The organism is Candidatus Omnitrophota bacterium (assembly GCA_028715415.1).
Taxonomy (GTDB): domain Bacteria; phylum Omnitrophota; class Gorgyraeia; order Gygaellales; family Profunditerraquicolaceae; genus JAQURX01.
The window spans coordinates 19,722-35,431 of sequence record JAQURX010000011.1 but is presented as its reverse complement, the minus strand read 5'-3'; the positions used below and the strand labels follow the sequence as shown (position 1 = coordinate 35,431).

The 15,710-nt window shown below is 36.3% G+C and carries 15 protein-coding genes; 7 read left to right on the top strand and 8 right to left on the bottom strand.

Annotation, left to right across the window (positions count from 1 at the left end):
• Positions 1-41 precede the first annotated feature (41 nt).
• Genes dnaX through PHO70_05940 form a run of 3 tightly spaced genes read left to right on the top strand, consistent with a single transcriptional unit; the run spans position 42 to position 4,153 of the window.
• Positions 42-1,622 carry a DNA polymerase III subunit gamma/tau gene (gene dnaX / locus PHO70_05950; GenBank protein ID MDD5432511.1) on the top strand — a complete coding sequence of 527 codons (1,581 nt, stop codon included), beginning with the start codon at positions 42-44 and terminating at the stop codon, positions 1,620-1,622.
• 2 nt (positions 1,623-1,624) lie between these two features.
• Positions 1,625-2,221 carry a recombination mediator RecR gene (recR, locus tag PHO70_05945; GenBank protein ID MDD5432510.1) on the top strand — a complete coding sequence of 199 codons (597 nt, stop codon included), beginning with the start codon at positions 1,625-1,627 and terminating at the stop codon, positions 2,219-2,221.
• A 3-nt stretch (positions 2,222-2,224) separates the two neighbouring features.
• A complete protein-coding gene (locus PHO70_05940; GenBank protein MDD5432509.1) occupies positions 2,225-4,153 on the top strand; it encodes an ABC-F family ATP-binding cassette domain-containing protein in 1,929 nt (642 codons plus the stop codon).
• A 368-nt stretch (positions 4,154-4,521) separates the two neighbouring features.
• Here the strand turns inward: PHO70_05940 and PHO70_05935 are convergent, their stop codons facing one another.
• From PHO70_05935 to PHO70_05900, 8 genes are all read right to left on the bottom strand, one after another.
• Positions 4,522-6,015 (bottom strand): recombinase family protein, encoded by a 1,494-nt coding sequence (locus PHO70_05935; protein ID MDD5432508.1) that lies wholly within the window; start codon positions 6,013-6,015, stop codon positions 4,522-4,524.
• Complete coding sequence (locus PHO70_05930) at positions 6,012-7,376, bottom strand: restriction endonuclease subunit S (protein MDD5432507.1); 1,365 nt, start codon at positions 7,374-7,376, stop codon at positions 6,012-6,014. The genes PHO70_05935 and PHO70_05930 overlap by 4 nt, the downstream gene beginning before the upstream one ends.
• Before the next feature lie 8 nt (positions 7,377-7,384).
• Positions 7,385-8,269: a DUF5655 domain-containing protein gene (locus PHO70_05925; GenBank protein ID MDD5432506.1), complete on the bottom strand. Its 885-nt coding sequence runs from the start codon at positions 8,267-8,269 to the stop codon at positions 7,385-7,387.
• Between the two features lie 3 nt (positions 8,270-8,272).
• The gene (locus tag PHO70_05920) at positions 8,273-10,078 is read right to left on the bottom strand and encodes an N-6 DNA methylase (GenBank protein ID MDD5432505.1); all 1,806 of its coding nucleotides are present in this window, start codon (positions 10,076-10,078) and stop codon (positions 8,273-8,275) included.
• The gene (locus PHO70_05915) at positions 10,062-10,256 is read right to left on the bottom strand and encodes a helix-turn-helix transcriptional regulator (protein MDD5432504.1); all 195 of its coding nucleotides are present in this window, start codon (positions 10,254-10,256) and stop codon (positions 10,062-10,064) included. Before PHO70_05915 ends, PHO70_05920 begins: the two co-directional genes overlap by 17 nt.
• A 31-nt stretch (positions 10,257-10,287) precedes the next feature.
• The gene (locus PHO70_05910; protein MDD5432503.1) at positions 10,288-11,439 is read right to left on the bottom strand and encodes a hypothetical protein; all 1,152 of its coding nucleotides are present in this window, start codon (positions 11,437-11,439) and stop codon (positions 10,288-10,290) included.
• Positions 11,405-11,704, bottom strand: coding sequence for a septation protein SpoVG family protein (locus PHO70_05905; GenBank protein ID MDD5432502.1), 300 nt, complete (start codon positions 11,702-11,704; stop codon positions 11,405-11,407). The genes PHO70_05910 and PHO70_05905 overlap by 35 nt, the downstream gene beginning before the upstream one ends.
• A gap of 270 nt (positions 11,705-11,974) precedes the next feature.
• Entirely contained in the window at positions 11,975-13,063 is a 1,089-nt protein-coding gene (locus PHO70_05900; protein MDD5432501.1) for a hypothetical protein, read from the bottom strand.
• Between the two features lie 111 nt (positions 13,064-13,174).
• Between PHO70_05900 and PHO70_05895 the strand changes: the two genes are divergently transcribed.
• The 4 genes from PHO70_05895 (at position 13,175) to PHO70_05880 (ending at position 15,697) form a co-directional block, all read left to right on the top strand.
• Positions 13,175-13,390, top strand: a complete 216-nt coding sequence (locus tag PHO70_05895; GenBank protein ID MDD5432500.1) for a hypothetical protein — start codon at positions 13,175-13,177, stop codon at positions 13,388-13,390.
• A gap of 1 nt (position 13,391) precedes the next feature.
• Entirely contained in the window at positions 13,392-13,745 is a 354-nt protein-coding gene (locus PHO70_05890) for a hypothetical protein (protein MDD5432499.1), read from the top strand.
• A 540-nt stretch (positions 13,746-14,285) separates the two neighbouring features.
• Complete coding sequence (locus tag PHO70_05885) at positions 14,286-14,612, top strand: type II toxin-antitoxin system RelE/ParE family toxin (GenBank protein MDD5432498.1); 327 nt, start codon at positions 14,286-14,288, stop codon at positions 14,610-14,612.
• A complete protein-coding gene (locus PHO70_05880) occupies positions 14,609-15,697 on the top strand; it encodes a HigA family addiction module antitoxin (protein MDD5432497.1) in 1,089 nt (362 codons plus the stop codon). The genes PHO70_05885 and PHO70_05880 overlap by 4 nt, the downstream gene beginning before the upstream one ends.
• Positions 15,698-15,710: the final 13 nt, after the last annotated feature.

Here is a 15,710-nt window from a genome sequence, read left to right as displayed (position 1 = left end):
TTTCGCCCTTAAGCATGTAATAGAAAGAGGCTACTCTTATTATGTCCTACACAGTTTATGCATTAAAATGGCGGCCGCAGAATTTTGATGATATCGTCGGCCAGAACCATATCGTAACTACGCTTAAAAGTGCGATTGCCAACAATCGCGTTGCGCACGCCTATCTATTTTCCGGCCCAAGGGGCGTAGGTAAAACTTCTTGCGCAAGGATTCTTGCAAAAGCGCTTAATTGTAAAGAAGGCCCTTCAGAAAAACCCTGTCAGAAGTGTTCATCGTGTTTGGAGATCTCCCAAGGGCGCTCCTTTGATGTTATTGAAATTGACGGAGCTTCCAATAACAGTGTTGATAATATCAGGGATTTGAGAGAAAGCGTAAAGTTTGCTCCCAGCCAGGGAAGATTCAAGATTTATATCATAGATGAAGTGCATATGCTTTCCGATTCGGCTTTTAATGCCCTTCTTAAAACATTGGAGGAGCCGCCTCCATATGTAAAATTTATTTTTGCAACTACTCATCCGCAAAAAGTAATTCCTACGATATTATCACGTTGCCATCGCCTTGATTTCAGGCGAATCCCAGCGTTAGAAATGGTTGAACAATTGGGAAAGATTGTTGCGCAGGAGAAGCTATCTGTAGAAAAGGAAGTTTTGTTTGCCATCGCAAAAAGCAGCGACGGGTCTTTAAGGGATGCTGAGTCAATTTTGGATCAGTTAGTTTCTTTTACCAAGGATAAGGTTTCGCTTAAGGATGTAATTTCTATGCTTGGGATTGTTGAGCAGGAAGCTTTGCTTGAGATAACCGATAAAATAATTCAAAAAGATGCGCTTTCAGCTTTAGCGCTGCTTAATAAATTAATTGATGATGGGAAAGATGTCGGTGTGTTTCTTGTGAACTTAATTGAACATTTCCGCAATCTTATGATTGCAAAGGTTACAAAGGGAGATTCCAAATTAATTGATTTACCTCAGGAAACCTGCGAGAGATTGCTTAAGCAAAGCAATGCATTTACGCTTGAGGAGATCTTTAGTGCGTTTAATATTCTTGTATCAACACAAGAGATGACTAAAAAGTTGGAATCTTTGCGTATCCCTTTAGAGATTACTCTGGTTAGGCTGGCAAATGAGAAAAAAGGCTCATCGGTTGACGCTAGGCAAGTTCAACCGGAAAAAGTTTTACCGAAACAAACGCCGCCTCCGGCTGCGAGAGTAACTCCAGCCAAAGTAGAAGTTAAGAAAATAATTCCTCCGATTAAGCCCCCTGAACCAACACATTCAATAACTATAGATAATGTCAAGGATGCCTGGAATAGCCTTATTGACAGCCTTGGAAAGATAAAGATATCGGTAGCGTCTTATTTAAACGAAGGCCAACCTTTTAAGCTTAACGGAAATATTTTGGTGGTTTCATTCCCGAAGAATTTTTCTTTACATAAAGAAGCATTGGAAAGAAAGGATAACAGGGCGCTTGTTGAAAAAAGCTTATTTGACATATTTAGCGTAAACTTAAGAACTGATTTTATTTTGTCAGAAGAGCAGAAACACAAAGAAAATGATGAAAATCATCCTTTTTTGCGTTCCGCTTTGGATTTATTTAACGGCAGAGTAATTAATAAGGATGAATAAAAATGTCTTACACCGATTCCATAGAGAAATTGATTGATTGCCTGACTAAATTCCCCGGAGTAGGCAGAAGAAGCGCTGAAAGAATTGTTAGCTATGTATTAGGCGCTCCTCGGGATGAAATTAAATCTTTGTCTGAGGCGATAACTAAAGTAAAAGAGAATGTAAGGTTTTGTAAAGTCTGCAATAACCTTAGCGAAGAAGACTTGTGCAAGATTTGCCAGGATGTGCGCCGCCAGAAAGATTTAATTTGTATTGTTGAAAAGCCCACCGATGTCACTGCCATAGAAAAAGCAGGGAGTTTCCATGGCGTTTACCATGTTTTATTAGGCGCTATTTCTCCTTTAGAGGGCAGGGGCCCGAGTGATTTAAAGATTGAGGGTTTAATCCAAAGAATTCAGGAGAATAATATAAAAGAAGTTATAATAGCCACAGATGCGGATACGGAAGGCGAAACTACCGCAATTTATCTTACCAAACTTATAAAGCCGTTAGGTGTGAATTTAACGCGTATTGGTTTAGGCCTTCCAGTCGGTTCAAATTTAGAATACGCGGATTCTTCTACTTTGTCCAAATCCTTAGAGGCTCGCCGGGTTCTTTAATCCATGATTACTATATCAAATCTTTCAAAAAATTACGGTAAGAAAACATTATTTGAGAATATTTCTCTGACCATTAATGCCGGAGAGAAGATTGGCCTTATTGGGCCAAATGGAGCAGGAAAAAGTACGCTTTTTTCTTTGCTGTTGGGGGAGATGGAGCCTTCTTCCGGAGAGGTAAGGGTTAATAAAAATATTCATATTGGGCACCTTGCACAGGAATCCAGTTTTAAATCAGACCGTACGGTTTTAGCTGAGCTAACTGAAGGCGACGAAAGGATTCTGGAGCTAAAAAAAGAAAAAGAAAGGCTTGAAGAGAATAATGATGCCGGCTCAAAGCATTATGGCGAGGTTATGCATAAATTAGAAAATCTTGGCTTTTTTGAGCTTGAGCATAAAGCGGAAAAAATCCTTGCGGGTTTAGGTTTTAAAGAAAAAGACTTCAACCGTCAGATTTCTCAGATGAGCGGAGGCTGGCAGATGCGCGCTCTCTTGGGGAAACTTTTAACTTATCACTATGACCTTTTACTTCTTGATGAGCCTACAAATTATCTGGATTTAAATGCTGCTTTATGGCTTAAGGATTATCTTGCGGGTTTTGAAGGAACATTTATTATGATTTCGCACGACCGGGCTTTCTTAACGGACGTAACTAATTATACATTTATTCTTGAAAACGGCTCAGTTGCCAAGGTCCACGGAAATTATGAACAATACGAACGGATTAAATCCGAGAGGAAAACTCATCTTGAGAAACAATTTAAAGAACAGGAAAAAAAGCGTAAGCAGCTAGAGAGGTTTGTAGAGCGTTTTCACGCCCAGCCGAATAAGGCTGCGTCAGTGCGCGCAAAACGAAGAGTCCTTGAGAGAATGGAGGAAGAAGAAATTGTTTTGCCTCCTGATACGCGTGAGAGTATTAATAGCTTTCATTTCCCGCAGGCAAAAAGAAGCGGGCATCGTGTTATGACTTTAGAAAATATTTCAAAGTCATACGGGGAAATTCAGGTTTATAAGGATTTTAATTTTGAAATTTTCCAAGGCGAGAAAGCAGTTTTAGCCGGAGAAAATGGCGCCGGGAAATCAACTCTTTTAAAGATTTTAGCCGGTGTGATTGATATTGATTCTGGAGTTAGAACTGTAGGGCATAATGTAGAGGCAGGGTATTTTTCTCAGACACGTATGGATGTGCTAAATCCGGAGAATACTGTTTTACGGGAGGCTTATACTGCAGCTCCGGGCTTTATGTCAGAGGAAACTATCCGCACAATTCTCGGAGCTTTTTTATTTACCGGAGATGATGCTGATAAGAAAGTAAAAGTTTTATCAGGTGGAGAGAAGAGCCGCCTTATTTTGGCAAAGCTCCTAATTGACCCGCCGAATTTACTTTTGCTTGATGAGCCGACAACGCATCTTGATGTGGATGCTGTTGAGGCATTGGTAAGGGCTTTGCAGAATTATGAAGGGACGCTCGTATTTATCAGTCATGATATTTATTTTGTGCGTTCCGTAGCAAATGTTGTTTTTGAGGTTAAAGAGGGAAGAGTAAGAAAGTTTCCCGGGAATTTTGATTATTATTTTGAGAAAAAAGATCAGAAAGAAGTAATGATTGATGTAAAGAAAGTAAAAGTTGTGCATGATAAATCATCCGCTGAGTTCTTAAAGGAAAAAGCTAAGGAAGATGAGAAGAAGCGAAAAGAAGAAGAGAAGAAGCGTAAGGCGCATAATGCGTCTATCCGTGAGAAAATAGATAAACTGCAAAAGAAAAAAGAAGCTTTGCAGCTGGAAAGCTATGCAAAGGCGCGCGCTTTATCAAATCCTAAGCTTTATCGCGATGAAGAAACCGCCAAAGAGTATGGCAGGCGGATGAAAGAGATAGAAAGGCAGATTATTGAGATTGATACTGAAACCAAAGCCCTTGAGTCTGGCATTATTTAGCGCTTGATTTTACCGTTCTTTTAATATAGAATAAACAACACTTATTCCCCCTTCCCGCCGTAGGTGGAAAGATAGGGAAGGCTAGTAAGTTTATATTTGTTTTGTTCTTTATAGATCTATTCCCCCTTAGCTCAGTAGGTAGAGCGAGTGGCTGTGCGAGTCCCGCCATAGGCGGGCGATTAAGCGCAGCTTCTACGGGAAACCGTAGTTGAAACTGCAGGAGAATTGCTGGAAGCCCTAATGCGCAAGCAAGGGTAATCAGCAGCCGAGCCTCGCAGAAATGCGAGGAAGGTTCAGAGACTATGTACCTGCTGCCTCTGGCGCAAGCCGTGGCAAAGATATAGTCCGCTTCCGAAAGTAATTTCGGGTCAAGTGTAACCACCAGGTCCGTGGTTCGAGTCCACGAGGGGGAGCCAATTCTGACGAGAAGACCCTTCGGCGAATATGCTGAAGGGTCTTCTTATTGTGGGGCATAGAGTTGCGTCTTTTAGTTCGCAGTTCTGAAGTGTTAATTTCAAAAGTTGCCTTTTTATCTCTGGTTCAGAACTTTCAAATAACTGTGGGGCTTTATTTGCGACTTTAAGTATATAAGAAGCCGTTTCGTAATACTCTTCATCGGATTTTTGAAGACTGTTTAGCTTATCCTGAATTTCTTCTTGTTTTATTCTATAATCCTGTCTTAATTTGTTATACATATCTTCAGTAATACGTCCGTCAAGATAGTCTTCATACATCTTTTCAATTCGCTTTTCGTATTTACCATACTCGGTTTGAAGCTCTGAATTTAAGTTGTTATAATAATTTACCTTGTCTTCGTGAGATTCTCTGAGCGTTTTACTAATAGATTCAACAATATCATCGGGAAGATGTATTTTATTCATAAGGTCGGCAAATTGCCTTGTTAAATCTTCTTCCCGTATCCATTTATCAGAGTGTTTGCCGTAGTATTGCGTGCAGTGGTAATATACATATTTCCCTTTTTTCTTCTCAGGAGTAATCCTGCAACCGCATTTAGCGCATTTTATCAAACCCCTGTAAAGATATGGAAGACCCACAAATTTAAAAGATTTTTTATTAAATCCCGCTTTAACTTCTTGAGCTTTATCAAATAATTCCTTAGAAATGATTGTTTTGTATTTGTGTGGGTAAAGCTTGCCACAGTGAAGCATTTCTCCGTAATAAAAGGGATTTTTAAGGATAGAGTCAACCGTGCCTTTATGAAAATCTAAACAAAATTCCTCTTTTAGCTTTTTTCTGATTAAATCCATAGAAAAAGCGCCTGTTGCATACCACTCATATATTTTTATTACAACTTTAGATTCAAGGGAATCTGGCGCTATCCATTTCTTACGGTCTTCATTTACGATATTTGTATAACCATAAGGAGCCATACTTGGATATTCGCCATTGTTTAGCTTGTGTTTGATAGAAACAACAGCGTCTTCCTTGAGGCGGTTAAGAAATTGCTTCGCCAAATAAACTTTTGTATCCCAATCTGTAATATCCCTTCCAACAGTCTTAGGGGCGATAACTAAGCGGTCATAAACGAAATGGATTTCTTTATTAAAGTTTGTTCTTAAATCGTCAATTAAGACTGCGTCTCTGTAATTGCGGGTAATACGGTCAACTCGGTAGGCAATAATAACTTTAATATTTGTGTCATTTTTGACAAATTCAATCATTTCACAGAATTTTTTTCTTATCTTTGAATCTGCACTTTCGCTAAACCTAAATTCCTTAATAACGTCAAAGTCATTCTGTTTTGCATAGCTTCTTAACGTATTGAGCTGATTATCAAGAGAAAGACCTTCTTCTTCCTGTTTAAGTGTTGAGACTCTTGCTAATATTACGGCTTTATTCATAAGATTAACGTTTCTACTTCTCTTTTTGCCTTATCAATTAAGTTATTGGCTTCGCTTTTCAATTTTCCTGCTTCATCCATACGCCTTTCAACCTCGTTAGCAATTTTCTGTTGAATATCTAAAGGTGGGACTACAATCTTTATTGACTTTAAAGCCTCTTGGTTTATTTCTGGAATAATACCGCCGTTATTATTATGGAAGAATTGAAATTGTCCAATATTGCTTCTGAGAAAAGCCTGTAAGTAAAAAGGATTTAGCTTTGCGAAATCAAGGGTTATTTTAAATATGTGAGAGCTTAAAATATAATTGAGCATATTCTCTGTTACTACAGATACCAAGCCTAAAGAGCCAGACCGAGATATAAGAAAATCTTTAGTTGTTAGCTTGATTCTTTCAGGGATTTCCTTTGCAAATACATATCGGGGATTATGGTCAACTATTCCTGTCTCTCCTAAATCCGTTACCCGCATATATCTATTACCTTTTTCGGAGTATGTCCTAATTTCAACGCCGTTTTTTACTTCAAGCAACAACTCTCTGAAATCATAAACAGTATATTTAGACGCTTTGATAGCCTTGTATCTATTTAAAAAAGATGGTTTGTGATAATATGGGTCAAGACGGCTTTTAATATCGCCAGAATCTACGGAGTAACATTTCTTATCTTTCAGCTCTGGTAACTTTATACCAAGTTCATCAAGCACAAATCCATACATTGAATTTAATAATTTATCCGCTTCTTGTTCTTTTTGTTTTTTTTGCTCAAAGGCAGACTGCATAATTGAGACAATTTTTGGTTCAAATACAATAGGAATAGTTTTTAACGCTTCGTAATCTAAGGCGGGTCTCGTGCCACCAGTTGAACGTCTGAAGGCTAACCGTTCGCCTATATCTGAATTAAGAAAATTTGCTAATACTTCGCTTGTTTTATAGCTCTCTGTTTTGATTGCGACTATATGTTGGTTTATGTTTCCTTCAAATCCTTTTGGTGCAACAGAAGATACTGCCATTCTGCCAACGCCTGTAATCTTCGTCAGAAGATAACCTTCTTTAACTTGGCTTCTTTTAAGCATACCATTATGAGTTTCGGTATTTATAAATTTAATATTGTCAAAATTCAAACCTTCTTCGGATAGGTTTTGAACTCTTAAAAATGGTATACCATTGGTTTCATCTGAATAATATTTTTCGCTTTCATCTTTATCTGGTGTCGCACCGCCAGCGATATTTACAATATAATCTCTCAGTGTTTTAGAAGTTAAGCGCTTAATTCGTTTCTCTAATTCAACAAATTCTGGTTTATAGTAGAAACAGTCAAGTCGTCCTTCAACCTCATTAGAATTAATCTTAAAACATTCCATATTTTCCCTTACAGTTTATTTTCGTAACTTTGTTTTACCAATCCCATAAGATAAGGGATTTCATTTTCGTTCGTTACTTTTATTACGCTATTCCCTGTAGCCCAATGACCTGTTTGCGAGCGGTCTTCTACGATATTTTTAGGGTCTTTTAGTCTATCTTTCTCAATATCAAGATGAACTCTTACAGAGTTGACTTGAACAACAAATTCGCAGAAATTCCTTTCAAGCGCAAAAGCGATATAGTGTTTTTTTACCTTTTCTTGTATATGTGAGTCTAAACTAAGAATTTGTTCCTTAAGTTTTAAAACAAGATTTTTTATATTACTGTTTTTTCCTTTCAAATGGTCATCATAAGAATATTCTTCAAATACTATCTTTTTAGATTTAACTTTCTGTTTTTGTTTATCTTCTTTAGGTAGGTTAATGCGCTCTACAAGTAGGACGTCATTTTCATAGATTGTATATTTCCATAACTCTATATTTTCAGCAATCCTATTTACCGCATATTTATCGTAATCGTTAAAATTTTGTGCTACTAAAATTAGTCTTGGTTCATCCCAGTTGATTTTTATCTTTTCTCCGCATTTGTTATATACCAACATCTCAAAGTCTCCTTTATGGTCAATAAGCCAATCAAGATAGAAGAGACCTTGATTAATGATATTGTCTTTTTCATTTTCTTTGTATTCAATGATTACGGGCGCATTATCTTCATCTATGCCTAACGTATCAATTCTACCACCGTGAGTTGTCTCAAATTCAGAAGCAAGAAGCCTAACTCCAAAAATAGTCTCAGTATTCTTTTCAAAGAGAGTTTGCAGTTCTTTTTCGTTTTTAAACCTTTTTATGGTTAATTTCTTTAAGGTATCATTGGTAACGTTAAATATAGCCATTGTTTAATCTCCTTTATATCCACTCGGATTTTTTAGGAATTTCTGATACTCTTCGTAAATCGTCTCTAATTCGTTTATTGGGTCAGTTCTGCCTGTTGCGTCATAGCCAATATGTTCGGAAATAGCCATAAAGATAGGGTAATTTTCCGCTTTTTCCTTTTCGCTTTTCCTGCGTAGGAATACAAGAGAGGACTTAACACCAGCTCCGTAATGGGTAAAGGCAAATTGCGGAAGCGACACAATCGCTAAAATCTGGCACCGCTCCATAATAAAGTCTCTTACATATTGCAAAGAAGAGTTAGTCAATATTCCGTCAGGTAAAACTATGGCAATCCTTCCAGTCTTGGGCTTAATAAAATCAATGCAACGCTCAATAAACATTATTTCGGTTTTCTGATTATCTTTATCCTTTCCAAGACTATATTTATCTAAGTAGTCTTTTTCGGTTGATTTAACCACTGCGCCAAAAGGGGGGTTTGTAAGAATAATATCAAATTTATCTTTGTTAAACTTTGGGTGCATATCGTTTATTTCTTCAAAATCACGTAACGAGTCAGTGCTAATAACGTTAGTATGTCCGTCATCGTGGATTATCATATTCATTTTACAAACTCGTGCAATTTGGTCATTTATTTCTATACCGTAAAGGTTATTCTTGGCAAATTCGTGCCAATGGTTATATGCTTCTTGTTCGTCATAGTGCTGTTCGGCAAATTCCCTAATTTTATCCATTGCATTAAGCAGAAAGCCACCGCTTCCGCAGGCAGGGTCTAAGACCGATTCATCTTTTTCTGGGTTCAGCATTTTAATACAGAATCTAATTATCTCTCTCGGAGTAAAAAATTGTCCCATTTTACCCTTAAAGAAGTCTTCCATAAACTTCTCAAAGGCGATTCCTTTGGTGTCTAAATCAATCTTATTTATAGCTAAGCCCTGTAAATGCTCAACTACGTTATAAATAACTTTCGGCTCAAGCCGTATATCCTCTTTAAATACTTCTTCGTCTTGTTTTTTGGCTTTTTGGTATATTTTACCTATTCGGTTAGATATTTCTTCGGCACTTTCGTGTGTTCCTATTTGGAATTGATAATTTTCATTTTTAGGAGTGTCCTTTTCATCCTTTAGTTTACAGAAGAGAAGTTTTGATACTTCATCAAAGGCTGTTGTCGGCGCAAGCCTTCCGCCCTGCCAGACTGTATCGTGGCATTTCTGCAATGCGCTGATAAGTTCATCTTTGGAAACTGTCTTTAACTCCTTTTCAGGCTCGCCTTTTACAAATTTATATTTCGGAGTTCTGCCGTATTTTTTAGGTATATCCGAAATAACATTTTTTTCTCGTTCCTTTGGCTTAAATCCTGCAACATCAAAAGCGGTCTTTGTTGTTCCTGCTACAACAGAAGCAAGTTGTCCTCTTAGGCTATTGGCATTGCCAAAAGCTTGCTCAATCGCCTGTTTACGCTCTGCTTCGGTTATACCGTCCTTCTTACACTCAACTACTAAATAAGGCTTCTTTAATTCATCGTCTTCATAAACAACAATATCAGCCCTGTCTTCTGGGGTTCTTCTGGGAACAGTTACCTCAAAATCTATTCTTTTTTGCGGGTAATCATAATCTAAAATAAGTTCAGCAAAGTAAGAAGCCCTTACTTTTTCTTCTGGGTTCTTAAAGCCAGTTGTATATTCTCGTGAGCAATGGTAAGTTATTTTTGATTGGTCAGGGGAGAGGGAGATAATGCCTTTATCAATGCCTCTTTGAATATTACGCATAAAGATTGATTCTTGGATTTCTTTTTTATTTTCCTTTGGCATTTTTAGACCTTTCTTTTAGTAGCTTCTCAATTTGATAAGTCTGAATGTGGTTAGGTTTTGTCCTGTCGTTAAACCAGCGATTAACTGTAGCAAAAGCAACTCCGAGCTTCTTGGCAAGTTCTTGTTGGGTGAGTCTATTTTCTAATCGGTAAGTTTCCAGTCTCTTTATTAGTTCCATATATAACATCCTATAACATAATGTTTATAAGTCAAGTAGTTTGTTTCTTTTCTTCAAAGTCAGCTAATCTTAGAGGAGTAAAATCAAGCAAAGCCTTTTCAATTGGTTTTATTACTGATAATTGCCTCTTAGGATATTTATAAGCGGTTAAATCCTTTTTTAATCTATACCAGCTGTAGTCTCCGTAAAACTCTGTTGATTTTCTAAATTCACGTATTCCCATATCATTGCAAGCCATTTTTAGCCCTAAGACCTGAAGCATTTTTCTTATTTTTACTTTGGGGTTTTGCATTCTAAAATCAATTATAAAATCCTTCATAGTTTTGGGTTTATAGGCAAGCAGGGAATAACCGTTTTTAATTTCATTCAAGTATGAGAGCAGGATTTTCTGAGAGATGTCTTTTTTGAATAGAGAAGAGAAGATTATCTCACAGGATATATTTAGCGTTTTAAAGACCTGCTTTATCTTTACCCGATTGTTTAACCTTATTTCCATACGCAAGACTTCAAAAGGCTTCTTGGGCTTTAAATCGTCAAATAGGGTCAGTTGTAGGGCGTTATCTCTTTCAATGGCTCTTTTTTCGCTGGTCTTGGCTTTTTTAAGGTCTTTCAGTTTGTCGTATAGAGATATTTCAAAATAGTTAGCCCTAAACTTCAAGCTATGCCCTTCATTTCTAAAGTCCGTTTGGTTTAAATCAAGTTTCTGGTTTAGGTTTATCTTTGATAGCTCCTTAAGAATAGCAGAAGGTGTTGAATAGTCTGTAAGAGCTATATTTTTGGAATAATGCACTGCTGAGACAGGAGCACTTTTTAAAACGTGTTCAAAGACTAATACGCCCATTTCTTGCAGTCTTTTTTGTAACAGGTTAACAATTTTGTCAAAGTGGTGTTCTTCAACCTCGTCAAAGTTATTTCCGAAGAGTAGCTTAGGTATAGAAAATTCAATCTTTAAGGTTGTTATGAATGCGCCTTTTCCCATACGTTTGGTAGCGGTAAGTCTTGGTTTGTATATGCCTTTTTCAAATTCTTCCTTAGTCGGATTCTGGAAACAAGAGAAATTACCCCTTCCGCCGAGCGTATAGTAAGGGCGCTCAAATAAGCCTTTTGTAGAAGGGTCAAATCTATTATGCTCTGTAATAGCAAAAAGCTCAGGCGGTAGAGTTAAAACAATTGTATCTATCATATTTATTCATTACCTTTTCAAATTTCATTATTACTTCTTTTTCAATCAACTCTGCAAATTCCTTGTTGATAGGATGATAAATATTTAGATTTCTTGCGCCTACTTTTTTGGTAGGGTAGAGAAGCCTATAACCGCCTTGAGGGCGGGTCATAATGGCGATTGAGCCAAGATAAAGGCTATCGTTTAATAAGAAGCTGGCAAAAGCTACTAAACCGTTTAAAGGCTTAATTGGTAATATCTGGATTTCGGAGATTTTTACGTTCATTATTTTTTTTATCCGCTTCAATTAGAAGTTTAACAAAGGATACAAGATTATCTGCATAATCGGTTAATTCGGAATCAGAAGGTACTTCTTCCGTTTTAATTTTGATATGGTTAGCTATGAGTGTTTTTAATTCAGTTTTATTATTCACACTCAAAGTATATCAAGAATACGACAGGGCTTATTAATTTAGGGTAACTTAGGTATGTTTAGGAGAGGTTGGGAATGTTTTAACTATAACGAATTTCGGAATATTAAATAGTAGTTTTTAAATTAAGAAATGGCTTTTTTCTTGAGTTTTAACTGAGGGATATTGAGCTTTTCTAATTCTTTTTTTGTGAGAGGATTTCTGAAGAGTATAGCCTGTTCGGATACGTTAAAGAAAGCTTTTCGGAGATTTCCTGTAAAGCCTAAGTTTTCAACAATCTTATGAAGCGGTTTTCCAACAGAGTAACCAGCCTTTTCTTTGAACTCTGCTTTTGTTATTCTCTTATTCGGGTGTTTGAAAAGGTAACTAAAAACAGCCTCATTTTCTCCATTAAACTGCACTTTGGCAAATAGGAAATTATTAAGAAAAATTTCTCCGTTTTCAGTATATTTTATTTCATAGACAATTTCACGCTGAAGCTTTTTAGCAAATTCTTTTGGTGTTTCTGAGCCTGTTTTAGGTATCATAGGGGCAGGAATTTGTTTATTTTGTTTTTTACGTTTATCTTCATATATTTTGGTTATTTCTTTTTTAAAATTATTAAACTCATTGACGTTTAGTAATATGCCTATTTCGCTATCCGCATATTCAGAGTGTTTAATTTCGTAATGAGAGATAATGCTGTGGTCTTTTAGATATTCCAACGCTTCTTTTCTATAAGGGATAATATCAGAATTTATTGAGCATTTTTCTCTTAAAAGCGGAAATTGTTCTATTGAATTTGTGGTTAATTTTATAATTATTTGTTTATTTGGGTTGATTTCAAATTTTTCTTCAATATCGTGAACAAGGTAGCAAATTTTTTCAAGATTGAATAAGCTCAGATTTTCTAATTTAGTTGATTTTTTGAGGATATAGGCAGAATGCCAGTTGGAAAAACTTTCTGCTATTTCTATACTATAGCAAGGTTGTTGAGTTAAGGCATAATGAGAAACATTCTCAGTATCGGTAGCTTTAGGATATGTTATGTTGCGAAGTATTAAGACTTTTTCTTTACGAAGGCAGTCAATAATTCCTTCTATTTCGTCAATAGGGATTAGGGAAAGTTCTTTATTTTTGGCGAGGTCAAGGCTAATAAAGGGATTGTCTGAGTCTTTTTCTCTTTCTTTGCTGATTGTCTTGATAATAATGTCAAGTTTGTCTTGATAATTCATTTTCATTACCTTTTTATTTAATCTATTGACTATCATTTTATATCAAAGTATAATATTTCTCAATTGTTTAATTTAATAGTATTGCAATATAATTATTAGGATAATATTGATATGAGCAGAATAACCTTTTGGGAATTATTTCAATCTCATCCCGATGGAAGTATTGAGCCACTCCATCCCATCAAAATAGGCGGTGTTCAATTCGGTCCAGGAGTTCGTTTTTCAAAAGGGGTATCTTTTGGCGGAATTGACCTCATCCAATATATAGGCAGAGATTTTGAGGTTGAAACTGAGAATGGCGTATACGTTTTGAAAGGTGTCTATTAAGATGCCAGCAGAAAAGCCAAAAGTTAAATTTCCCGAAAGTAGCGAAGCTTCCGTTAAATTATCACCATTTGAACAAAAAGCAGACGAAAAGTTTCGGGACATAAATACCTTACTATATGTAGTTGTAATAGTCATTGTTGTAATGGTCGTGAGCGCTCTGATTTCAGTAGGGGCAATAGTGATAGACCAGTTACATTTTAATAATCTAACGTATAGAGAATTTTCTGAGTCAAAAAACGATAAGGTTGAGTTAGAAAGAAGAATTACTGCTGTAGAAAATAAAATTGACAACGCCAATCAACAAATCATTATTGAGCAACAGAAGCAGATTGAGAACTTGCTTAAAAAGAAATAAAGGTTCGTGGGTTCTCGTGAAGCTTTCTGTCAGCTTATATCGCATAAAGTTAAACTGCCCCTAAATTCGCTTCTTCAAATAGTAATTTGATAGTATTTAATTCAATTCCCAGAGTAATATCTTGGTTGCGAAACGTGTCATATAGGGGGAGTTAATTTTCCCGCTTAATAGCGGGTAGAAAATTAATCCCGCAGCGTGCGAAGAAAGTTCCGCAAAATTTGCATACCTTTAATAAATTTAGGTAGCAAATTTAAGGAACTTTCGAGCGCTTACGCAAGGGATAAATTACCCATAACAATATCCGATCTTTTCGGATATTGGGGACAAAAAGCCCTCAATGCTGAAAAGTATTGAGGGTTTTTTAATTGGTATAGCTATTTGGGGAATTTAATTCAAAAATAATAATTAAATAATGTTTCACCAGAATTCATATATTTTGAATGAAGTTGTGATTTATTTTATTAACCTAATAGGTTAATAAAATTATTGACATTTCCGATATCTGTGTTATAGTTAAACTGCTTCTCTGAAAGGCACGCCATGGATGTTCAGTTCAAGAATAGTAAGATGAAAAAGATATTTGAAGATCATAAACTATTAACTAGGGAATATGGCGCTCAACAATCCAAAGAAATTATTCAAAGAATTAACGAGTTTATCTCTGCAGAAAATCTTTATGACATTTCAAAAATACCACAAGCCAGATTGCATTCTCTTGCCGGGAATTTGAATAGCCTATGGTCTGTGGATATTAAGCATCCCTACAGAATGTTAATTGAGTTATTAAATGGGGATCCTTCCGATTTAAAATCAATTACTTCTATTCAAATTGATGGAGTTAGGAATTATCATAGGGGGCATTCATGAGAGAAAACATTTATCACCCATCCATAGCAATTCATCCTGGTAAGACACTGCAAGACACTCTTGAAGCATCTAATATGACTCAGTTTGATTTAGCGCAACGCACTGGATTGACCCCAAAACATATTAATGAGATTGTTCAAGGTAAAGCCTCGATTACTACTGATACCGCGTTAAAATTATCTTCAGTATTTGGTATGTCAGCAAATTTTTGGAATAACTTACAGAGAAACTATGAGGAAACACTTACTAGAATAGAGATGGAAGAGAAATTAGTACAAGAAATCCCCTTATTAGTAAAATTCACTTGTTTTAACGAATTAGTTAAATGGAAATATATTGGACCGGCGCGTACTCCTAAGGAAAAAGTGAGTAGGTTACTCAATTTTTTTGGCGTTAGTTCTTTAGCCTTTGTACCTAAAGTTCAAGAAATCGCTTTTAGAAGGTCAGATAAAGGAAGAATTTCTAATGAATGTATCGCTACTTGGTTACGTTGCGGGGAATTAGACGCCCAAGAGACACAAACTCAAGAATTTGACAAAGACAAGCTTAATGCAGCTTTAGATGATTTGAAGAAACTTACGAGACAAGATGCGTCAGTCTTCCCTAAGAAAATAATTGAAATTTGTGCTTCATGTGGGGTGGCAGTTGCATTTGTTCCGCATTTTAGAAACACATGCGTTAACGGAATGACTCGATGGCTTACTGCAAACAAGGCCATGATTCAGCTAAGTCTTCGTGGAAGTTATGAGGATATTTTCTGGTTTACTTTTTTTCATGAGCTAGGGCATCTTATTAAACATGGAAAAAAAGAACAATTTATAGAATTCGAAGATAAAAAGAACGTTGAATCAAATGAAAAAGAAAGAGAAGCAGATGAATTTGCCCAAGGTACCTTAATTCCTAAACATGAGTTTGCGCAATTCTGTTCAGTAGGTGATTTTTCTAATCAGGCTATTTCTGTGTTTGCTCAGAAATTGAACATTGCTCCAGGAATTGTTGCTGGGAGATTGGCTCATGAGCATGAAGATTGGCAAACATGGTCCTATTTACGCAAGAGATTGAAGTTTAAGGAGAAAGATAATTGATGTGGCGTTTAGA

Coding starts and splice junctions, on each gene's coding strand:
- dnaX (MDD5432511.1), top strand. CDS start 42: ATGTCCTACACAGTTTATGCATTAAAATGGCGGCCGCAGAATTTTGAT.
- PHO70_05905 (MDD5432502.1), bottom strand. CDS start 11,704: ATGAACGTAAAAATCTCCGAAATCCAGATATTACCAATTAAGCCTTTA.
- PHO70_05925 (MDD5432506.1), bottom strand. CDS start 8,269: ATGGCTATATTTAACGTTACCAATGATACCTTAAAGAAATTAACCATA.
- PHO70_05910 (MDD5432503.1), bottom strand. CDS start 11,439: ATGATAGATACAATTGTTTTAACTCTACCGCCTGAGCTTTTTGCTATT.
- PHO70_05920 (MDD5432505.1), bottom strand. CDS start 10,078: ATGCCAAAGGAAAATAAAAAAGAAATCCAAGAATCAATCTTTATGCGT.
- PHO70_05895 (MDD5432500.1), top strand. CDS start 13,175: ATGAGCAGAATAACCTTTTGGGAATTATTTCAATCTCATCCCGATGGA.
- PHO70_05900 (MDD5432501.1), bottom strand. CDS start 13,063: ATGAATTATCAAGACAAACTTGACATTATTATCAAGACAATCAGCAAA.
- PHO70_05890 (MDD5432499.1), top strand. CDS start 13,392: ATGCCAGCAGAAAAGCCAAAAGTTAAATTTCCCGAAAGTAGCGAAGCT.
- PHO70_05940 (MDD5432509.1), top strand. CDS start 2,225: ATGATTACTATATCAAATCTTTCAAAAAATTACGGTAAGAAAACATTA.
- PHO70_05915 (MDD5432504.1), bottom strand. CDS start 10,256: ATGGAACTAATAAAGAGACTGGAAACTTACCGATTAGAAAATAGACTC.
- PHO70_05880 (MDD5432497.1), top strand. CDS start 14,609: ATGAGAGAAAACATTTATCACCCATCCATAGCAATTCATCCTGGTAAG.
- PHO70_05935 (MDD5432508.1), bottom strand. CDS start 6,015: ATGAATAAAGCCGTAATATTAGCAAGAGTCTCAACACTTAAACAGGAA.
- PHO70_05885 (MDD5432498.1), top strand. CDS start 14,286: ATGGATGTTCAGTTCAAGAATAGTAAGATGAAAAAGATATTTGAAGAT.
- PHO70_05930 (MDD5432507.1), bottom strand. CDS start 7,376: ATGGAATGTTTTAAGATTAATTCTAATGAGGTTGAAGGACGACTTGAC.
- recR (MDD5432510.1), top strand. CDS start 1,625: ATGTCTTACACCGATTCCATAGAGAAATTGATTGATTGCCTGACTAAA.